20 protein-coding genes are annotated in these 18,801 nt (G+C 71.2%); 8 read left to right on the forward strand and 12 right to left on the reverse strand.

Annotated elements, in window-relative coordinates; translation table 11 throughout:
- Positions 1–4: 4 nt before the first annotated feature.
- From OIC96_RS31360 to OIC96_RS31375, 4 genes are all read right to left on the reverse strand, one after another.
- Entirely contained in the window at positions 5–1,342 is a 1,338-nt protein-coding gene (locus OIC96_RS31360) for an ABC transporter substrate-binding protein (RefSeq protein ID WP_330304634.1), read from the reverse strand.
- Positions 1,343–1,424: 82 nt separating this feature from the next.
- Positions 1,425–2,636, reverse strand: a complete 1,212-nt coding sequence (locus OIC96_RS31365; protein ID WP_330304633.1) for an ROK family transcriptional regulator — start codon at positions 2,634–2,636, stop codon at positions 1,425–1,427.
- 252 nt (positions 2,637–2,888) lie between these two features.
- The gene (locus tag OIC96_RS31370) at positions 2,889–3,722 is read right to left on the reverse strand and encodes a hypothetical protein (RefSeq protein WP_330304632.1); all 834 of its coding nucleotides are present in this window, start codon (positions 3,720–3,722) and stop codon (positions 2,889–2,891) included.
- Positions 3,723–4,109: 387 nt separating this feature from the next.
- Complete coding sequence (locus tag OIC96_RS31375) at positions 4,110–4,367, reverse strand: hypothetical protein (protein WP_330304631.1); 258 nt, start codon at positions 4,365–4,367, stop codon at positions 4,110–4,112.
- A 16-nt stretch (positions 4,368–4,383) separates the two neighbouring features.
- On the opposite strand from OIC96_RS31375, the gene OIC96_RS31380 reads away from it, so the two are divergent.
- Genes OIC96_RS31380 through OIC96_RS31390 form a run of 3 tightly spaced genes read left to right on the forward strand, consistent with a single transcriptional unit; the run spans position 4,384 to position 5,733 of the window.
- Positions 4,384–4,866, forward strand: a complete 483-nt coding sequence (locus OIC96_RS31380) for a hypothetical protein (RefSeq protein WP_330304630.1) — start codon at positions 4,384–4,386, stop codon at positions 4,864–4,866.
- Positions 4,863–5,432, forward strand: a complete 570-nt coding sequence (locus tag OIC96_RS31385) for a hypothetical protein (RefSeq protein WP_330304629.1) — start codon at positions 4,863–4,865, stop codon at positions 5,430–5,432. The genes OIC96_RS31380 and OIC96_RS31385 overlap by 4 nt, the downstream gene beginning before the upstream one ends.
- Positions 5,425–5,733, forward strand: coding sequence for a hypothetical protein (locus tag OIC96_RS31390; protein WP_330304628.1), 309 nt, complete (start codon positions 5,425–5,427; stop codon positions 5,731–5,733). The genes OIC96_RS31385 and OIC96_RS31390 overlap by 8 nt, the downstream gene beginning before the upstream one ends.
- A gap of 780 nt (positions 5,734–6,513) precedes the next feature.
- Here the strand turns inward: OIC96_RS31390 and OIC96_RS31395 are convergent.
- The gene (locus OIC96_RS31395; RefSeq protein WP_406501646.1) at positions 6,514–7,662 is read right to left on the reverse strand and encodes a mechanosensitive ion channel family protein; all 1,149 of its coding nucleotides are present in this window, start codon (positions 7,660–7,662) and stop codon (positions 6,514–6,516) included.
- A gap of 239 nt (positions 7,663–7,901) precedes the next feature.
- Here OIC96_RS31395 and OIC96_RS31400 point away from each other — a divergent pair, with 239 nt between their 5' ends.
- A complete protein-coding gene (locus OIC96_RS31400; protein ID WP_327428786.1) occupies positions 7,902–8,438 on the forward strand; it encodes an HNH endonuclease in 537 nt (178 codons plus the stop codon).
- A 52-nt stretch (positions 8,439–8,490) separates the two neighbouring features.
- Here OIC96_RS31400 and OIC96_RS31405 read toward each other — a convergent pair whose 3' ends face one another.
- Genes OIC96_RS31405 through OIC96_RS31425 form a run of 5 tightly spaced genes read right to left on the reverse strand, consistent with a single transcriptional unit; the run spans position 8,491 to position 12,983 of the window.
- Positions 8,491–9,117 carry a hypothetical protein gene (locus OIC96_RS31405; protein WP_330304626.1) on the reverse strand — a complete coding sequence of 209 codons (627 nt, stop codon included), beginning with the start codon at positions 9,115–9,117 and terminating at the stop codon, positions 8,491–8,493.
- Between the two features lie 20 nt (positions 9,118–9,137).
- A complete protein-coding gene (locus OIC96_RS31410; protein ID WP_330304625.1) occupies positions 9,138–10,598 on the reverse strand; it encodes a hypothetical protein in 1,461 nt (486 codons plus the stop codon).
- Entirely contained in the window at positions 10,595–11,401 is an 807-nt protein-coding gene (locus OIC96_RS31415) for an ABC transporter ATP-binding protein (protein ID WP_330310101.1), read from the reverse strand. The genes OIC96_RS31410 and OIC96_RS31415 overlap by 4 nt, the downstream gene beginning before the upstream one ends.
- 20 nt (positions 11,402–11,421) lie before the next feature.
- On the reverse strand, positions 11,422–12,336 hold the full coding sequence (locus OIC96_RS31420) for a zf-HC2 domain-containing protein (protein ID WP_330304624.1): 915 nt from the start codon (positions 12,334–12,336) through the stop codon (positions 11,422–11,424).
- Positions 12,333–12,983 (reverse strand): RNA polymerase sigma factor, encoded by a 651-nt coding sequence (locus OIC96_RS31425; RefSeq protein ID WP_330304623.1) that lies wholly within the window; start codon positions 12,981–12,983, stop codon positions 12,333–12,335. Before OIC96_RS31425 ends, OIC96_RS31420 begins: the two co-directional genes overlap by 4 nt.
- 251 nt (positions 12,984–13,234) lie before the next feature.
- Here OIC96_RS31425 and OIC96_RS31430 point away from each other — a divergent pair, with 251 nt between their 5' ends.
- From OIC96_RS31430 to OIC96_RS31440, 3 genes are read left to right on the forward strand one after another with little or no spacing between them, the layout of a single operon-like run.
- Complete coding sequence (locus tag OIC96_RS31430; RefSeq protein WP_330304622.1) at positions 13,235–13,474, forward strand: hypothetical protein; 240 nt, start codon at positions 13,235–13,237, stop codon at positions 13,472–13,474.
- Positions 13,475–15,640, forward strand: a complete 2,166-nt coding sequence (gene malQ, locus OIC96_RS31435; protein ID WP_330304621.1) for a 4-alpha-glucanotransferase — start codon at positions 13,475–13,477, stop codon at positions 15,638–15,640. It abuts the gene before it with no gap.
- Positions 15,641–15,699: 59 nt separating this feature from the next.
- Positions 15,700–15,939: a hypothetical protein gene (locus OIC96_RS31440; RefSeq protein WP_330304620.1), complete on the forward strand. Its 240-nt coding sequence runs from the start codon at positions 15,700–15,702 to the stop codon at positions 15,937–15,939.
- Positions 15,940–16,052: 113 nt separating this feature from the next.
- On the opposite strand, the gene OIC96_RS31445 is transcribed toward OIC96_RS31440, so the two are convergent.
- Complete coding sequence (locus OIC96_RS31445) at positions 16,053–16,646, reverse strand: TetR/AcrR family transcriptional regulator (protein WP_330304619.1); 594 nt, start codon at positions 16,644–16,646, stop codon at positions 16,053–16,055.
- Positions 16,647–16,794: 148 nt separating this feature from the next.
- Between OIC96_RS31445 and OIC96_RS31450 the strand changes: the two genes are divergently transcribed.
- Positions 16,795–18,351 carry an FAD-dependent monooxygenase gene (locus tag OIC96_RS31450; RefSeq protein ID WP_330310100.1) on the forward strand — a complete coding sequence of 519 codons (1,557 nt, stop codon included), beginning with the start codon at positions 16,795–16,797 and terminating at the stop codon, positions 18,349–18,351.
- On the opposite strand, the gene OIC96_RS31455 is transcribed toward OIC96_RS31450, so the two are convergent.
- Positions 18,277–18,774, reverse strand: a complete 498-nt coding sequence (locus OIC96_RS31455) for a MarR family winged helix-turn-helix transcriptional regulator (protein WP_330304618.1) — start codon at positions 18,772–18,774, stop codon at positions 18,277–18,279. The two genes, OIC96_RS31450 and OIC96_RS31455, sit on opposite strands and share 75 nt — an antisense overlap.
- Positions 18,775–18,801 lie beyond the last annotated feature (27 nt).

An 18,801-nucleotide genomic window follows, 5' to 3' on the forward strand; every position in this document is an offset into this window, starting at 1 on the left:
CGTACTACTTCGCCTGCGCGATGTCCGTGTCGATCTGCTTGGCGGTGCTTTCCAGACCCGCCTTCAGATCCTTGGTCTTGCCGCTCTCGTAGTCGTATCCGAACTGCTGGAGCGTCACGAGGTAGGTGCCGCCGTTGATAGAAGCCGGAGTCGTCGTCGAGTTCGGGTTCGCCGCGATGTCCAGGAACGTCTTGAAGCGCGGGTCGTACTTCAGCTTGGGCGACTTGAGCGCCGCGAGCGTGGAGGGGACATTGTGGATGTCATTGGCGAATCCGACCACCGCGTCCGTGTTCGTGGTCATGTATTTGACCAGTTCCCAGGCCGCGTTCTGCTTCTTGCTGGTGGCCGCGATGCCCGCGATGGTGCCGGTGATGTAGCCCTTGCCGTACTGGTCGGCCTGGTCGTCGGGCACGGGCAGCGGGGCGACGCCTATCTCGAAGTCCGGCTTGGTGTCCTCGGCCATGCCGAGCCGCCACTCGCCGTCCATCTGCATGGCGACCTGACCGGTGTGGAAGGGGTGTTTGTCGCCCCATTCGTCACCGAGCTTGGAGCGGTAGGTCTCCAGCTTCTTGAAGCCGCCGAGTTCGTCGACGAGCTTCTTCTGGAGGGTGAAACCGGCGGTGAAAGCGGGGTCCTTGGCGATGTTCGACTTGCCGCTGCTGTCGAAGTACGTCGGCGAGAACTGACCGAAGTAGTGCTCGGTCGTGGACTCCCAGCCGTGGTAGTCCGGCATGAAGCCGAGCTGCGAGTAGGAGTCGCCCTTGGTGATGGTCAACTTCTTGGCGTCGGTCTCGAATTCGGACCAGGTCTTCGGGGGGCTGGTGATGCCGGCCTTCTTGGACGCGGTCTTGTTGTAGTAGAGCCCGTACGCGTCACCGAGCAGCGGAACCGAACAGCGGTTGCCGTCGAACTGGGTGTACTCGTTCATCGCCTTCGGGAACGTCGTCTCCGGGTCGATGTCCGCCTTCTTGAAGAAGGGGTTGAGATCGACGAGGGCGCCGGAGGAGCAGAACTTGCCCACATTGTTGGTGGTGAACGAGGAGATCACATCGGGGGCCTTGTCGCCGCCGGTGCGCAACGCCTGGTTGATCTTGTCGTCGGTCATGTTGGCGACGATGTTGACGTGGATGTTGGGGTGCGCCTTCTCGAACCCCGCGACCAGGGTCTTTACGGCCTTGACCTCGCTGGGCGCGCTCCAGGCGTGCCAGAAGTTGATCGTCTGGTCCTTGGAGGCGTCGTCGTTCGCGCCCGAGGAGGACTGGCCGGTACAGGCGGTGGCGAGGAGGGCTATCGAGGCGGAAGCGGCGAGCGCGACGACCGCTTTCCGGGACATTCCGGGCATGACGGGGTCTCCCTAGGGCAGCGCAGGGCAGGGCGGGGGCGGTGAAGGAAGGTGGTGAGCGTGCGGGGAAGCGGGGAAGCGGCTAGCGGGAGGTGTCGAAGACCTCGTCGCGGGTGGCTGCCAGGGCGCTCTCCAACGCGCCGCGCAGCACGGGGTGTTCGTGTACGTCGCCGACGACGAGGCGCGGCCGGGACGCGGCCAGCTCCTCCAACTCGTCCTGGACCAGGGCGCGCAGCGGTTCGCCGCCCGCGGTGAGCGAGGCTCCGCTGAGCACGACCAGCTCGGGGTCGAGCACGGAGACCAGTGAGGCGAGACCGGTGGCGAGCCCGGTCGCGTACGTCTCCAGGAGCCGCCGGTGTGGCCCCTCGTCGATGGCGGCGGCCTGCGCGACGAGGGCGGCGGCGACCTCGGCGTACGGACCTGTGGGTACGTCCTTGATGCCGAGCTCGCGCGCCAGCTTGGGGATGGCCTGCGAACCGGCCAGTTCCTGGTAGCCACCGCTGTTGGCCTTGGTCACCTGGCGTACCAGGGGCGCGCCCGGCACCGGCAGGAAGCCGACCTCGCCCGCGCCGCCGGTCCAGCCGCGGTGCAGCCGTCCGCCGAGGACGAGCGCGGCGCCGAGACCACCCTCGTTCCACAGCAGCACGAAGTCCTCGTGCCCCTGGGCGGCACCGAGGCGCTGCTCGGCTATCGCGACGAGGTTGACGTCGTTCTCGTACTCGACGGGCATCGGCAGCGCGGCCGCGAGCTCGTCGAGGAGGGTGGGGGAGTGCCAGCCGGGCAGGTGCGAGGCGTAGCGCAGCCGTCCGGTGTTCGGGTCGAAGGCGCCGGGGGTGCCGATGACAAGGCGGCGGACGTCGTCGCGGGCGAGCCCGGCCGCCTTCACGGCGCCGTCGAGGGCGTCGGTGACCTGGCGTACGACGGGCTGGGCGGGGCGGCGGCCGGGGGTGGGCAGCTCGTACTCGCCGACCGTGCGGCCGGTGACGTCGGCGACGGCGGCGAGGATGCGCTCGGGGGTGACGTCCAGGCCGGCCGCGTAGGCGGCGCCCGGATTGACCACGTACAGCTGGGCGTTGGGGCCCGGGCGGCCCTCGCTGGTGCCGGTGGCGAGCACGAGGCTGGCCGCCTCCAGGCGGGCGAGGAGCTGCGAGGCGGTGGGCTTGGACAGCCCGGTGAGCTTCCCGATCCGGGTCCGGGTGAGCGGTCCGTGTGCGAGAAGCAGGTCGAGGGCGGCGCGGTCGTTCATGGCGCGCAGGACGCGCGGAGTGCCCGGCGTACCGGCGGATCCTGCCATGTGTCGACACCTGACCTTTCTCAGCTGCCCAGCTTCCCAGTGATCGGGTAGGGAAGTCCATGCGAGTCCGTGAGGGCGTGCCGCAAGATCACTGTTAGGAAAGTTTCCTGTTCGATGGAAGGAAAGTAGGCCGGAGGTCGCGGGGGCGTCAAGAGAAACCGCCCCCGCGGCAACAGACTCGTTACCTGCGAGGGCGGTGCGTTGGTGCGGGGCGGCGCGGCCGGCTGCCGCGCGTCCGGGCTGCTTTCCGGGCTACTTCACGTCGACGAAGTCACCGGCGGCCGTCTTGGCACCGGTCGTGGTCGTCCCAGCGAACTTGTAGCGGTAGTAGCCGTCGGCCGAGGCCTTGACCGTCGTCTTGAGGGCGCCGGCGGTGCCGGACGTCACCGTCTTGACCGTGGTGTAGGTGTCCGAGCCCTTGGCCCGGAACTGGAGGGCGACCGACTGACTCGTGTACCCGGAGTACTTGCTGGTCTCCCAGTTGGCGCGGGTCAGGGTGCCGGTCACGGTGAGGGTCTTGCCCTTCGTCACCGGCTCCGGGGTGGCGTTGGCGGTGAGCTTGGCCGCGCGCTTGATCTGGGCGGAGCCGAGGCTGCCCCACATGTCGTAGCCGTAGTCGAGGCTGATGTGGCCGTCGGAGTCGTCGTTGTCCTGATCGATGTGTCCGTAGTAGCCGGCGGCCTTCCAGGTGGTCGCGTCCGCGGCCTCGTACAGGTAGTCGTACGGGTCGAGGGCGATCGTCTCGGTGCACGACTCGGTCACCGTGGTGTCGGTCGTGGCGGTGGTGGTGCAGGTGGGAGCGTCGTCGTTCCCGATCTCGTTGTCGGGCTCCGAGAGCGAACCCCGGTAGAGCGAGATGCCCGCGGCGGTCGTCTTGTAGTCGATGACGAGGTCGGCGGGGCGGGTCAGTGTGTACGAGACCGGAATCTTCACCGTGCTGGTGGTGCCGACGACGATCGCCTTCCCGCCGTTGACCACCACGCCGGAGAAGGTCAGGTCCGGCGTGGCGGCCGACGCGGTCGGCACAGCCAGGGCGGACAGAGCCAGGGCACCGGAAACGGCGGCGCCTATGGCGAACTTGCGCATGGATTCCCCACATTCGAAGCGGGCCCCCGGGCATTGAGCTCCAGAACAAGGGCCCGCTGTTGAGGGTGACGATATGGCGTGGCCGGATGTGGGCGTAATGCGGGCAACCTGTGAAGAGGATTAATTCCGGGCGGGCGGAAGTGGGGGGTCCAATGGCGGGATCATGCGCATTACGACTTCGTCACGATCCTCTATAAGTGCAGGTCGGGGCCGTGTGGCGGGCATTGGGGATCATCTGTCCGATGTGGCAGGAATGCATCGGCCGTGTCCACACAGTCTCGGCACAGGCGTGAACCGTTTGAGTCTCCTGTGTCCGTGCGCGTCAAGGGTGTTGGAACGGTTCGAGGTCACCATGTGATGACGGTGGGCCGTCCGTCCTGTGCACGCTCACAGGTACCCGCTTTTTGATGGCGTACGGTGCCGGGCGGCCAGGGCTTCAGCCCGGGCATCCCCAACCTGGGCCGAACCCTCCGGAAGTGACTGCATGAAGGCGAACCGCATGGCGTGGGCGGGACTGGTGTGTCTGCTGGCGGCTGCCGCCGTGTCCTGCGACACGGGGTCCGGTGCCTCGTCGGCTTCCTCCGGGACACCGTCCTCTGCCGCGTCGCCCTCGTCCTCGGCGTCGTCCTCGTGCGCGAAGGGCACATTCCATTGGGGAAAGGTGTCGGACAGCCCGAAGACGATCGCGGTGTCGCAGCTCGTGCGGGTGAAGGCCGGCAAGGACTCCGCCAAGGTCACCTTCCGGTTCGCTCCGGTGCGCAGTGTCGTGGCACATGTCGAGGCGAGCGGGGAGGTGTCCGACAAGATGGTCTACAGGGCACTCGAAAAGCGCCTGGACCTGGGCGGGTGGCTCCTCTGGCACAACGGAAAGGCCGCACCGGTTCCGGGGAAGCAAGAGGCCACCTTCCTGGACCTGGAGGGGAGGTCCCGTCAGTTCCTGGAAGTCCATGGTGTGCACGTCGTAGAGGCGAGCTTCGCCCTCGACTGCGCGACGGGATCGGGCGCGTCGGCGGCGCCGCTCTACGGCAGCGTCACGGCCTGGTACGGGAGCGATGAGGCCTCGTTGGCGTGTGGCATCAAGCCCGCGAAGAAACGTTGGTTCAGGGAGGCCTACGACATGGTCTGTGCGGGAGCTCGCTCATGAGGCTGTTGATGGCGTGCTGGCGCACGGCCGCTGTCAGATGTGTCCCGTTGGCGGTGACCCAGGTGCTCATCGCCCTCCTGGACGAGGAGTTCACCTGGGGAGCCGCCGGCGAGGAGGCGTCGGGCGCCCTGGTCGCGTGGACGGTCGTGAGCCTCGCGGGGGCGGCCCTCGGGGTGCTGGTGCTGAGGAAGCGAGCCCGTGCGGCCCGCGTGGAACTGTCCGCCGGGGCCTTGGACGAGCGGCAGACGCATGTGCTGCGCGCGGTGCCCGTCTCGGACGGGTGGCAGGAGCGGGTCCGCGACGAACTGAAGGCGTCGGAGCGGGTGTTCCTCGTCGCCGAGCGAGGCCACGAGGAGATCCACTTCCGGTGGCGCCCCGGGCGCGGGGACCGGTCCGTCTGGGGGTCGATGGCCTTCGACGCGACGGCGGGTGACGTCCTCCTCGACGTCCACGACGGAGAAGGTGTCCTGGGAGTCGCCGGGCTGGGCAAGGGGGCTTCCTTCGCCGCGGTCTGCCAGATAGCCCGGACCGTGGGACTGGAGTCCTCCGGGGCGTCCCGTGGCTGAACTATCGTGGTACGGCGTCCGATGTGTGTTCCGCCATCGCGAACTGGGCGTCTTCGAGGAGCGGTTGACGCTGTGGACGGCCGCTTCGCCGGACGAGGCCATCGCCCGCGCGGAGGCCGAGGCGCGTGAGTACGGCGAGGCGCTGGAGGACACCGAGTACACGGGCTTCGCCGAGGCGTACCGGATGGACGGCGGACCGGGTGAGGGGGCCGAGGTCTTCTCCCTCATGCGGGAGAGCGACCTTCCCTCGGATGCCTATGTGGGGAAGTTCTTCGCCACGGGGGACGAGCGGACCGGCTGAAGGAAGGTGGCTGTGTCGAGCGTCGGGTACGGGTCCGGAAGGCGAAGCTGCCCGCCCAGGCCGACCTTGGCCTCGGAGCCGTAGAACGCCTTCGTGGGGTCGTCGCCGGGCAGGACCGGGTCGGTGTAGCAGTGGGCCGTCTTCGCGTTGCGGTTGATCAGAACGTAGACGGGGACGCCCGCGGCGGCGTAGGTGCGCAGCTTGGCCGGTGTCCGTCTCGTGGTTGGTGGAGGTGACTTCGCCGACCAGGGCGATCATGTCGATGGGGTACCAGACACTGTGGGCCCTGAGATACGACTCGTCGAGCTCGGTCGGCTCGCGGCGTAGGACGTAGAGATCCGGAATGAGCAGGGACCTGGTCGTGCCGTCCTTGTGGGCGGCACGGTAGCCGTTTCCCATGCCGACCAGGTGCCCGGCTGAGCGGAACTGGAAGGCGAGCTCGAAAGCTCCGTGGTTGTGCTTGTGGTTCGGCTGAGGCGGCACGATGACCGCCTCCTCGACGCACTCGGGTCGAATCGGTGCCTCAGACGCCGCTTCGAACGCGATCAGCAGATCGATGGGGTCCTGCTTCGGCTTCATGACCGGCTCCACGATGGGTTTGGCGCCCGTGCCGGGTGCCCCGGCAGAACGATGGAGTAGCCGCACGCCTGCTACCTCGGCATTCCGCACGCGTTCACTCGAACGAGCGTGCTGAACCGTTACGGCGGGGGTCACCGGGGCGCGCATACGAAAGAGGCGGCGCCCCGGACACTCCGGGCGCCGCCTCCGTCGTACACCGTGCTACTTCGGCGTGCTCGCCGGAGCGCTCGGCGCGGGGATCGGTGCGGTGGCCGCGACCTGCGGTGACGCCGGGTTCGCGAGGGCCGACGGGGCCGCGACGGTCTCCGTGGGGTCCGGGGCCGGGTCCTCCTCCTCCGCCGGGGCGGGGCCGCCGACGATGCGGATGTCCGCGGCGTCGAAGGCGCGCTTGATGCGCCAGCGGAGCTCGCGCTCGACGGAGAGGGCCTTGCCGGGCATCGTCTTGGCCGAGACGCGGACGACCATGGAGTCGAGGAGGACGCTGTCCAGGCCGAGGACCTCGATCGGGCCCCAGAGGCGCTCGTTCCAGGGCTCTTCCTTGCTCATGGTCTCGGCGACCTCGTTCAGGACGGACTGGACGCGGTCCAGGTCCTCCGAGGCGCGGACGGTGACGTCGACGCCGGCCGTGGCCCAGCCCTGGGAGAGGTTGCCGATGCGCTTGACCTCGCCGTTGCGGACGTACCAGATCTCGCCGTTGTCGCCGCGCAGCTTCGTGACGCGCAGGCCGACCTCGATGACCTCGCCGGAGGCGACGCCCGCGTCGATCATGTCGCCGACGCCGTACTGGTCCTCCAGGATCATGAAGACGCCGGAGAGGAAGTCGGTGACCAGGTTGCGCGCGCCGAAACCGATCGCGACACCGGCCACACCCGCGGAGGCGAGCAGCGGGGCCAGATTGATCTCGAACGTGCCGAGGATCATCAGCGCGGCGGTGCCCATGATCAGGAAGGACGCGACCGAGCGCAGCACCGAGCCGATGGCCTGGGAGCGCTGGCGGCGGCGTTCGACGTTGACCAGCAGACCGCCGAGCGCGGTGCCGTCGACGGCCTGCGCGGTGTGGTTCATGTGTTCTATGAGCTTGGTGATCGCCCGCCGCACCACCACTCTCAGCACACCCGCGATCACCAGGATCAGCAGGACCCGCAGGCCGATGCTGAGCCAGGTGGACCAGTTCTGCTCGATCCAGCTGGCGGCGTTGGTCGCACTTTCCTGGGCGTCCTGAAGCGTGGCGACCGTCGGGTCCGTCGACGTCGAGGGTGACGGCGACGGGGTCGAACCGGTGGCCAATAGGACGGGCAGGGACACGGCAGGTACCTCCAGGCGTAGCGGTCCGCCCGCGGCAGGGGACATTGAGGGGCACCGGTCGGGCAGACCCACCACACTAACGGGGCAACGCGGGAGGCTCGTCGCCATGTTCGAGGGAGAGACAGTGCTCACCTGGGGATGAAGAAGGGGACGAAGAAGGTGTGGTCGAAAACACTCCCAGCCCGTTACCGGGACATGGTGGCGCTTCCACCAGGCATTCGGGGACACTGGCCACAGATCGTCCCGGCGCGAGCCACGCGCCGCCGACGCCCAAGGAGGCATCCGTGCCGCATGTCCTGGTCCTCAACGCGTCGTACGAGCCGCTCGGCGTCGTACCGCTCCGCCGCGCGCTCGTCCTCGTCCTCGAGAACAAGGCCATCTGCCTCGAGGAATCCGGCGCCTTTATGCACAGCGCAACCGTTACTGTCCCCGCACCCAGCGTGGTCCGGCTGAAGAGGTTCGTGCGGGTCCCTTACCGGGGGCCCGTTCCGCTGACCAGGCGAGCTCTGTTCGCTCGCGACGGCGGCCGGTGCATGTACTGCGGTGGCGTCGCAACCAGCGTCGACCACGTCATCCCGCGCTCCCGCGGAGGTCAGCACGCCTGGGAAAACGTGGTGGCGTCATGCCGCCGCTGCAACCACACCAAGGCCGACCGTCACCTGGTCGAGATCGGCTGGCGCCTGCGCCATAAACCCGCCCCGCCGACGGGGCTCGCGTGGCGCATCATCGGAACAGGGCATAGGGACCCGCGCTGGCTGCCCTACCTGCAGCCGTACGGCGCGGACGACGCGATGGCCCGGATCGACGGCATCTCCGCCTGACGATCCGGGCCTTTGTGTACCTGGCCGCAGCCTGGACCCGTACGACCCCGCGTCAGGCGCGGGGTCCTTCGGGGCGGGAGCCGCGCGCTGCGTAGAGTGCCGTGCCCAGCACGAAGAGTGCGAGGCCCACGGCCCAGGCGCCGCGCTGTGGACCCGGCTGCATGAACCAGGCCAGGACCGTCGCCTTCTCAACACGGGGCGAGGCGGCCGAGAGGAACACGGCGCTGAAATACAGCGTCGTCGGCATCCAGCTCAGCCGGGCCCCGAGCAGCACCGCCGAGGCCGCCGTGATGCCGATGGCCCCCAACGTGTTGCGGACCATCGCCGCCGCGCCGAACTCCTGGGCATGCCCGGGGACGGCGAGGGCCAGCAGCACCGCCGAGAGCGCGGTCAGCACCAGCAGGTGGGCCAGGCGCCGCGGCCACCAGGGGCGTACGGCGGTGTCGTCCAGGTCGCGCGTGTACGTGTGGAGGCTCACGCCGATCGCCGTCGAGGCCAGCAGCGGGGCGAGTGAGAGCAACGGAACCCTGCTGTACGGGTCGAGGTACGTGGCCGGGCGGCTCGCCAGCCACAGGGTGATGAGCGCGGCGCAGACCAGGGTCACCACAGTCGCAGGGACGGCGCGCGAGCGGGCGTAGAGGACGAGGGGGCCCGGCCCGGGGCCGGATACGGCGTTCACCTTGAGTCTCCGTGCGGCATTCACAGGGACGGGACCTCGCTCGCCTTCAGGTCGCACTTCTGGGCCGTCGCGAAGTAGCGGCTGAGCCAGGAGCGGCGTTCGTCGTCGGTCATGGCGGTGAGGTGCGCGTACGCCTTGTCCTCCGCGCGGAACCTCGCGAGTTCCTTCGTCTCACCCCGCTGTCGGGCCCGCGCCACGGATTGCTCGCGTATCTCCTTGGACACGGAATCAGGGGCCAGCCAGCGCAGTACGGCGTCGTCGGTGACCTGGATCCGCTGGGACGGCAGATCCTCGCAGTCGATGTGGACCAGCGCCCCGGCGGCCTCCCACGCATACTGCTCCGGGTCGGTCACCTTGCCGCGGACGACGCTCCAGCCGAACGGGGTGAGGATCGGCAGCTGTGCTTCGTCCTTGTGCGGGTCGCGCCCGAGGTCCTCGTAGCGGGCCGGCAGGTTCTGCACGCCCTTCAGACGGCCGGTGAGACCGGACAGTGCGTGCGTCACCTCCGGCAGCAGGCCCGGATAGGTGGCGTTGACGCAGATGTTCGGGGTGGTCGACTCGTCGCACACCTGCCGGTGGGTGAGCGGGTTGTCGCGCAGCAGGCCGTCGCCCGTCTGCACCAGGAGGACGGCGGTGGCGAGCGCGGCCGCGAGCGGCAGCAGCGCGGTGGCCCTGCGGTACGCGGCATGGGCCAGGAGCGCGGCGGTGGCCAGCCCGGCCGCCCACAGGGCCGACAGGAGCGGATACCACCAGACGGGGAGGACGCTGTCACCGAAGACGTGGAGCAGGGCGAGTGCGAGGAAACGGAGGCCGGACGGCTGTTTGCCGAGGGTGCCGGCGGCGACGTATCCGCAGATGGCGAGTACGGGAGCGGTCAGCCGGAAGGGCGCCACCCGCCCCGCCGTATGGCCGAGGACCGTACAGGCGGCGAGCGAGAGGGCGGTGGCCGCGTGGACGAGCGGCATCGGGTCGCCCGCCGACGCGTACGGCGCGCAGGCCAGCACAGCTCCGGCGGTCACTACCAGGTAGGCCCCGGCCAGCCAGCAGGCGAGGGGCAGGACGGCCGTCAGGAGCTGGGCGAGCGGCGTACGAGCGGTCGACGCGAGCAGCTCCGTCGTCCCCCGTCTGCGCTCCCGGCCGCCCTGCCAGGCACCTGAGGCGAGCGCGAACGGGACGCCGATCATGCCGGCCGCGGTGTTCAGCTCTTCGGTCATCCCGCCCCAACTGCCCTGCCACTGGGTCGATGTGGCGGCGAGAGCCCACCCGAGAGCGAGGATCAGGCCTCCGCCCGCCCAGGGGGCGAAGCCGCGCAGGGCCTCGACGCGGAAGGGGTGGGGAGCGGAACGGGGACGGGGTTTCGGAGCGGACGGCGCCTGCGGGCGCGGGATCCGCTGACGGCCGTCGTCGGCCCTGCGGGTCCCGGTGTCGGCCGGTCGGCCGCCGGTCGGACTGTCTCCGTTCGGCTGGACACGTACGTTCATCGGCCGGCTCCCGCCGCCGCCGCCGTGCGGTGGCCGCGCAGGGCCGCCGTGTAACCACGCTCGATGGCGTTGCCGTCGGACTCGTGACCGTTCGCGCCGAGGGCGGCGAGCGAGCGGGGCGTGCCGCGGTAGGCGACCCGGCCGGTCTCGATCAGGGTCACGTCCGTGCAGGCCGCGGCCACGTCCTCCACCAGGTGGGTGGAGACGATCACGGTGGCGGTCTCGCCCAGCTCCCGCAGCAACGCGCGGAACTCGACGCGCTGTTCCGGGTCGAGGCCCGCGGTGGGTTCGTCGAGGAGCAGGAGGCGGGGGTCGTTCACGATGGCCTGGGCGATGCCGACACGGCGGATCATGCCGCCGGACAGGGTCTTGACCTTCGCGTCGATACGGTCGGCGAGGCCGACCCGGGCCACGGCGCGTTCGACCGCGGCGGAGGCGGCCACCGCCGGCAGTTCCTTCAGCCACGCCACGTAGGCGACGAATTCCCGCACCGTGAAGCCCGGGTAGTACCCGAAGTCCTGTGGCAGATAGCCGAGTTCCCGGCGGACCGCGCCGCGCTCCCGGTGGCCGCGGAGGTCGCTGCCGAGCATCTCCACCCGGCCCGCGGTGGGCTCCGCGACCGTCGCGAGGACGCGGATGAGCGAGGTCTTGCCGGCGCCGTTGGGGCCGAGCAGACCGTGGACGCCGGGACCGAAGTCCAGGTCGACGGCGTCCAGGGCGGTGGTCCTGCGGTGCCGGACGGTCAGCCCGGAGATCCGTATGGCGGCGGTCCGGAGACCGTCTTCGCCGTGCGTGGCCGGCATGCCGGTCGTACCAGGGATGTTCACATCGTCTCCAGACGGTCGTACGCGGAACGGCGCGCGGCGAGGAGGAGGGCGCAGAGCGCGGCAGCCGCCGCCCAGCCCGCCTGGGGTGAGGCGCCGGTGAAGTAGAGGGAGAGCTGCTGTACGAGACGGGCCGTCAGGCCGGTGCCGGTGGCCGTGAGGACGGGGGCCGCGAGCGCGAGCAGCCAGCCGCCGCCGACCACCGCCGTCGCGGTACGGCAGCCCACGTACCCGGACAGCACGAGCGAGGCCAGCGTCAGGGCAAGGCCGGGCAGCAGCCAGGTGGCCGCCGCCGGTGCCGCGGGCAGGTGCGGGCCGGAGGGCGGGAGCAGCAGCCCCGCCACCGTCAGCAGCGGCAGGCTCACCGCCAGCACGGCGGCCGTCCGCATCAGCAGAAGGCGCAGTCCGCCGGACGGGGAGGTCGCGACGATCTCGTGCAGGGGATCGGCGTGCCGTCCGTACGAGAGGGCGACGCCTGCCACGGGTACGACCGGCGCGACGGCCAGCAGCAGCGGCCGCGCGCCGGCCGCCCCGCCCCCGTAGGCGAGCGCGGCCGCCCCCACGGCCACCAGCACCACGGCTCCGGCCCAGGCCCCGCGCAGGGCGGGCCCGGCGGCCCAGACGATCCGCGTGAGCCGTCCCCCGGCGGCTCGCGCGGGAGCCGGAATCCGGGTGGGTGCGGGAGCCGAGGCCCGTGCGGTGGCCGGTGCCGGTTCGCGTACCGCGTGCAGGACCGCGTCCCGCACCTCCGCGAGCACCATCCCGGCCGCCCCGGCGCGGGCCGCGTGCGAGACCCGTGCGGCGCACGGTCCGCAGCTCTCCAGGTGTTTCTCCAGTGACCAGGCGTCCGTCTCCGGGAGGGAGCCGTCCGCATAGCGGGTGACGAGGTCGTCGGGGGCGTGCCAGCCGGTCATGCCGGACCTCCCAGCGGGGACGGTGCCAAGGACGGATTCAGGTAGGGGCCGAGCGCTGAATTCAGGGATGCGTTCAGGGGTGCGCTCAGGGATGGGTTCAGGGACGGGTTCAGATGGGCGAGGGCCGCGCGGAGTTCGGCGCGGGCGCGCATGGCGCGGGTCTTGACCGTGCCCTCCGGGATGCCGAGGAGACGGGCGGTCTCGCGCGTGGTCAGACCGTCGACGACCGTGGCCCGCAGCACCTCGCGCAGTTCGGGAGAGATACGGTCCAGGGCCGAACCCACGTCTCCGTACTCGAGCCCGGTCAGCACGCTCTCCTCCGCGGAGGGCTCGGGCGCCGGCGCCGCGTACTCCACGCGCGCCGCCCGCTCCTGCACCCGCCGCGCGTCCACCAGACGCCGCGCCGCGATCGTCCACAGCCAGCCGCCGGCCTCCGCGCCCCGGTGCGCGCCGGCCGACCGCCAGACGGTCACGAAGGTGTCCTGCAACACCTCGCGCACCACCTCGGGATCGGCGCACCGCCGGGACAGCCGCAGGTGCAGCCAGCCGGCGTGCCGGTCGTACAGTGCGGCCATCGCCGCCGAGTCGCCGTCCGCCACGGCCCGCAGCAGCGCCGCGTCCGTGTCGTCCTCCCGGTGGCCCCCCATGGGGCGGAACAGTCTCACACCCCGTCTATCGACCCCCTCGGGCCGATCGGTTCACTCCGCGGCCGAACGCGACGGCTGGTGTCGACAAGGGTGGCCGAAGTGCTTTGTCTGCCCCAGCCTGGGGTTGTCGAAGGGGAACCGAATGTGACCAGGAGCACGTTGTTCGTCAGGAAACGTCTGCCGTCGCGCCCGCTGGGTAAGGCTGCGGTAACGCGCATTCGACACTCGACGCACTCGACAAGGAGGCCCCCGTGGCCGCATCGGGACACCTTCTTCTCTCGGCCCGCTCCAAACGCGCGGCGGAGTCGCCGGTCGAGCCCGAGGGCGCCCAGCTGTGTCTGCTCAGTGCGGAGGGCGCCTGTGCGGAGGCGCCGCTGACCAGCGAACCTCCGTTGCCCGACGCCGGACCGCTGACCAGCGAGCCGCCGCTGGCCGAGGCCGCGCACCTGACGAGCGAGCCCACCTCCACCGGCGTCGCTCCGGGGGTCTAGATGGCACCTCGTCGGCCCGCCGACCCCCCGCAGACGACGCCACAGGCGCCCCAGACCCCTTTGTCCCGGCTCGCCGAACTGCACGGCGTCGCCAGCTCCTACAACCCCTCCCCGGACCGTACGGTCGCGGCCGACGACACCGCGCTCGTCGCGACCCTGGCCGCGCTCGGCGTCGACGCGAGCTCCCCGGACGCCGTGAGCGCCGCCCTCGCGGCACGGGAGGCCGAGACCCGGGAGCGGCTGCTGCCGGCGACCGTGGTGTGCTGGGGCGGCCAGGTCCCGGCCGAGCTGGCCGGACTGCCGGACGGCACCCGCCTCCGTATCGCCACCGAACAGGGCGAGACGCGCGCCTCGGCCGAACAACTCCCGCCCGGCGTCCACGCGTTGCACGCCACCGCGCCCGACGGCCGCACCGCCGACACCCACCTCGTCGTGGCCCCCGCCCGGCTGCCCACGCCGCCCGGACGCACGTACGGCCTCCTCGTCCAGCTCTACTCCCTCCTCTCCCGCCGCTCCTGGGGCATGGGCGACCTGGGCGACCTCAGTGAGCTGACCGCCTGGGCGGGCCGGGCGCTCGGCGCCGGATTCGTGCAGGTCAACCCGTTGCACGCGGCCGTACCCGGCGCCCCCACCGACCCCTCCCCGTACCGGCCCTCCTCCCGCCGCTTCGCCGACCCGGTGCATCTGCGGGTCGAGGACATCCCCGAGTTCGCGTACGCCGACGAGCCCGACCGGCTGCGTACGCTGCTGGAGCGTGCCGAGCGGCTGCGTGAATCCGTGCTGCACAAAGGCGCGTTGATCGACCGAGACGCCGTCTGGGAGCTCAAGCGCGAGGCGCTGGAGGTGGTGCGCGCGGTGCCCCTCGGGCCCGGCAGGCGAGCCGCGTACGCCGACTTCCTCGCCGAGGAGGGCGAGGCCCTGGAGGACCACGCCACCTGGTGCGCGCTCGCCGAGGTGTACGGATCCGACTGGCACACCTGGCCCCAAGGCCTGCGCGACCCCCGCTCCTCCGAAACCGCCCGGGCCCGCGGCGAGTTGATGGACCGCGTCGACTTCCACACCTGGCTCGCCTGGCTCACGGACGCCCAGCTCGCCACCGCCCAGCGCTCCGCGCGCGACGCGGGTATGGCCGTGGGCCTCGTACACGATCTCGCCGTCGGGGTGCATCCGGACGGAGCCGACGCCTGGGCGCAGCAGGAGTACTTCGCGGCGGGCATGTCGGTCGGCGCACCCCCGGACGCCTTCAACGCGCGCGGCCAGGACTGGGGCCTGCCGCCCTGGCGCCCGGACCGGCTCGCCGCGTCCGGCTACGCCCCGTACCGCCGTCTCCTGCGCGCCCTCTTCCGGCACGCGGGCGCCCTGCGCATCGACCACGTGATGGGCCTGTTCCGGCTCTGGTGGATCCCGCAGGGCCGGCCGCCCACGGAGGGCGCGTACGTCCGTTACGACGCCGAGGCGATGCTCGCGATCCTGGCGCTGGAGGCCTCCCGGGCCGGGGCACTGGTGATCGGCGAGGACCTCGGCACGGTGGAGCCGGGTGTGCGCGAGACGCTCCAGGCGCGCGGGGTGCTCGGCACCTCGGTGCTGTGGTTCGAACGCGACTGGGACGGCGACGGACATCCCCTTCCCCCCGAGCGCTGGCGCGCCGACTGCCTGGCCACCGCCACCACCCACGATCTGCCGCCCACCGCGGCCCGGCTCACCGGCGACCATGTCGAACTCCGCGACCGGCTGGGCCTGTTGACCGGATCCCTGGAGGAGGAACGGGCCGCGGCCGCCGCGGACACGGGGGAGTGGCTGACGCTGCTCACCCGGCTCGGGCTGCTGCACTGCGCGAGCGGCGGCTGTCCCGCGGTGTCGGAGGAGGCCGAGATCCAGGCCGTGCACCGGTTCCTGCTGCGCACCCCGGCCCGCATGATCGGTGTCTGGCTGCCGGACGCGATCGGCGACCGCCGCCCGCAGAATCTGCCCGGCACCTGGGACCAGTACCCCAACTGGCGCCTGCCCGTCGCGGACGCCGAGGGCCGCCCGGTGACGCTGGAGGAACTGGCCGCGTCGCCCAGGCTGCACGCGCTGATCGAGGTGGTGCGGGCGCGTTCCGGGGGCGATGGGGGCGGTGGGCACCGTGGCGGCGGGGACCGCGGGGGTGGTCGCGCGGAGCGCTGAGTACCTCCGTACGGCACCCCGGGCGCGCGACTCATTCAGGTGTTCGCTACGTTTGCACCGTGGACAAGAAGAACGCCCTGCGCGCCGGCGCTTTGGCCGCCGGTACGACGCTGATGATGCTGCTCATGTCGTCCCCCGCGCTCGCGCTGACCCGCGACGACGGTGACGACCCCGGCACGGGCCTGAGCGTGATCGACACGCTGGGTCTCTACGTCGTGATGCCGATCGTGCTGTTCCTGATCATCGCGGGCCTCGTGATGGCCCTGGACAAGTCCCGCGATCAGCAGAAGCAGAGCTGATCCCGCTCCGCTCTCACTCAACTCTTCCGGTCGAGGGAGTCGGTGCACCCGCTGGGTGCGCCGGCTCCCTCGACCTGTTTTCGCGGGTCCGTGAATGCGCGGGTGCCCGCGTTCTACGGGTTCGGCGCCGTCAGATACCGCTGCACCGTCGGGCCCAGCCACGCCACGATCTCCCCGCGGCTCAGCGCGACGGCCGGCCCGAACCGCAGGATGTAGCGGGCGAGCGCCAGCCCGAGCAGCTGTGAGGAGCACAGCGCGGCCCGTGCGGGAGCCTGCTCGGGGTCGGGGCAGGCGCGCACGGCGAACGGCGCCAGCTGGTCGCGGAAGATGGCCTGCATGCGCTCGGCGCCGGCCTGATTGGTGACGCCGACCCGGAGTATCGCGGTGAGCACCTCGTTCTCCTCCCAGAGGTCGAGGAAGTGGCTCACCAGGACGCGGCCCATGTCGTGCCGGTCGAGCCCCGCCGGATCGGGCATCCGCAGATCGACGTCGAGCACAGCGGCGAACAACCCCTCCTTCGAGCCGTAGTAGCGCATGACCATCGACGGATCGATCCGTGCGTCCTTGGCGATGGCGCGGATGGTGGCCCGTTCGTAGCCGTCTGCCGCGAAGCGCTCGCGGGCCGCGGCGAGGATCGCGGTGCGGGTCGCGTCGGAGCGGCGGGGCGCGGCGGCGGAGGCGGAGGGCTGGTGTTCCTTGACTGCCATGCCAACAAGCGTAGGCCAACACGTGTTGACAGTCCAGCGAGGTCACCGTATGTTGGCAAACAAGCGTTGGCCAACAAGTGTTGACCGGCGGGCGTTGACCAGCAGGCGTTGGCATCAGGAGGCCGCCATGAACGGCAACACGGGCAACATGCACACCACCCGCACCGTGCGCAACACAGGCCCCACCGCTCCCCGCGACGTCATCGTCGTCGGCTCCGGCCCCACCGGGCTGCTGCTGGCCGGCGACCTCGCCACCGCCGGTGTCCCCGTCACCCTCGTCGAGAAGCGCCCGCACAAGATCAGCAACCTCTCCCGCGCCTTCGTCCTGCACGCCCGCACCTTGGAGCAGCTCGACGCCCGCGGTCTCGCCGACGGCCTGGAGCTGGGCGGCCGGCCCCTCGACCGCATCCGTCTCTTCGGCGGACTCGCCCTCGCGCTCGACACCCTCCCCTCCCGCTTCAACCACCTCCTCGTCATCCCGCAGTACGAGGTGGAGAAAGCGCTGCTGCGGCGGGCGGAAGAGGCCGGAGTGCGGTTCCGGTACGAGAGTGAGGTCACCGGGCTGAGCCAGGACGCGGACGGGGTGACGCTCGAAGTCCGGCGCGCGGACGGCGAGTCGGAGACGCTGGGGGCCGCGTACGTCGTCGGGACGGACGGGATGCGCAGCGCGGTGCGCGCGGCGGTCGGGCTGCCGTTCCCCGGCAAGTCGGTCATCCGGTCCGTCGTCCTCGCGGACGTCCGGCTCGACGAGGAGCCGGAGTCGGTGCTGACCGCCAACGCCGTCGGCGACGCCTTCGCCTTCATCGCGCCCTTCGGCGACGGCTACTACCGGGTGATCGGCTGGCACCGCGGCCGCGACGTCCCCGACAGCGAGCCGCTCGAACTCGACGAGGTCAAGGAGATCGCCCGGCTCGCCCTCGGCCACGACTACGGCATGCGCGACGCCCGCTGGATGTCCCGCTTCCACAGTGACGAGCGTCAGGCGCCCGCCTACCGTGTCGGCCGCGTCTTCCTCGCCGGGGACGCCGCCCACGTCCACACCCCGGCCGGCGGCCAGGGCATGAACACCGGTCTCCAGGACGCGGCGAACCTCGGCTGGAAGCTGGCGGCCGTCCTCAACGGGCACGCGGACACCGCCCTGTTGGACACCTACCAGGCCGAGCGCCACCCCGTCGGCAAGTCCGTGCTGCGCAGCAGCGGCGGCATCGTACGGCTCGCGATGGCCAAGCACCCCTGGACGCTGGCGCTGCGCGCCGGGCTCACCGCGTTCCTCAACCACGTCGGCCCCGCCCGTCGCAAGGCCGCGGGCCAGATCACGGGCATCGGGTACGCGTACGGGGCGCCGCGCGGCGCGCACCGCCTGGTCGGCACCCGCGTCCCGGACGTCGCCCTGAAGAGCGGCCGCCTCTACGAGGCCCTGCGCGGCGGCAGGTTCGTACTGATCGCCCCTCGGCCGTACGACGCCGGGGACCGCGCCGACCGCCTCGCCGTCGAGCGCTGGGCGAGCGACCGGCGTACGACCGTGCTCGTGCGGCCCGACGGATATGTGGCCTGGGCCGCGGAGACCCCGGACGCGGCGGCGGTCGAGGCGGCGCTGGCCGCCGCGGTGGGCGAGTCGGGCGCGCGCCGGCTAGTCGGTGGCGCCGGTCAGCAACTGGCGCAGGAGACCGGCGAGTTGGCCGGCCTGGTCCTCGTCGAGGGCTGAGAGGGCCTCCGTCTGGACGGCGAGCCCCGCTCCGACGGCCTCGTCGATCAGCCGCAGACCCTCGTCGGTGAGCGTGACCTGGAGCCCGCGACGGTCGTGCGGATCGGGTGAGCGGCGGAGCAGTCCGGCCCGCTCCAGCTTGTCCAGGCGCCCAGTCATCCCGCCGGTGGTGAGCATGAGCGTCGCCGAGAGCTGCCGGGGTGAGAGCGCGTACGGGGCGTCCGAGCGGCGCAGCGTCGCCAGCACGTCGAACTCCCCGCGCGAGATGCCGTAGCGCGCGTACGCCTTCTCCATCCGGTCGCCCATCGCGCGAGCGAGCCGGAAGATCCGGCCGAAGACCTCCATCGCGGCGGTGTCGAGGTCCGGCCGGACCGTGGCCCACTGCCCGATGATCGCGTCGACGGGGTCTTTGGGAGTGCTCATGGGGGCGAGTATCCGCCGCGGATCGGT

Source organism: Streptomyces sp. NBC_00775 (assembly GCF_036347135.1).
In the GTDB taxonomy this organism is placed as follows: domain Bacteria; phylum Actinomycetota; class Actinomycetes; order Streptomycetales; family Streptomycetaceae; genus Streptomyces; species Streptomyces lutosisoli.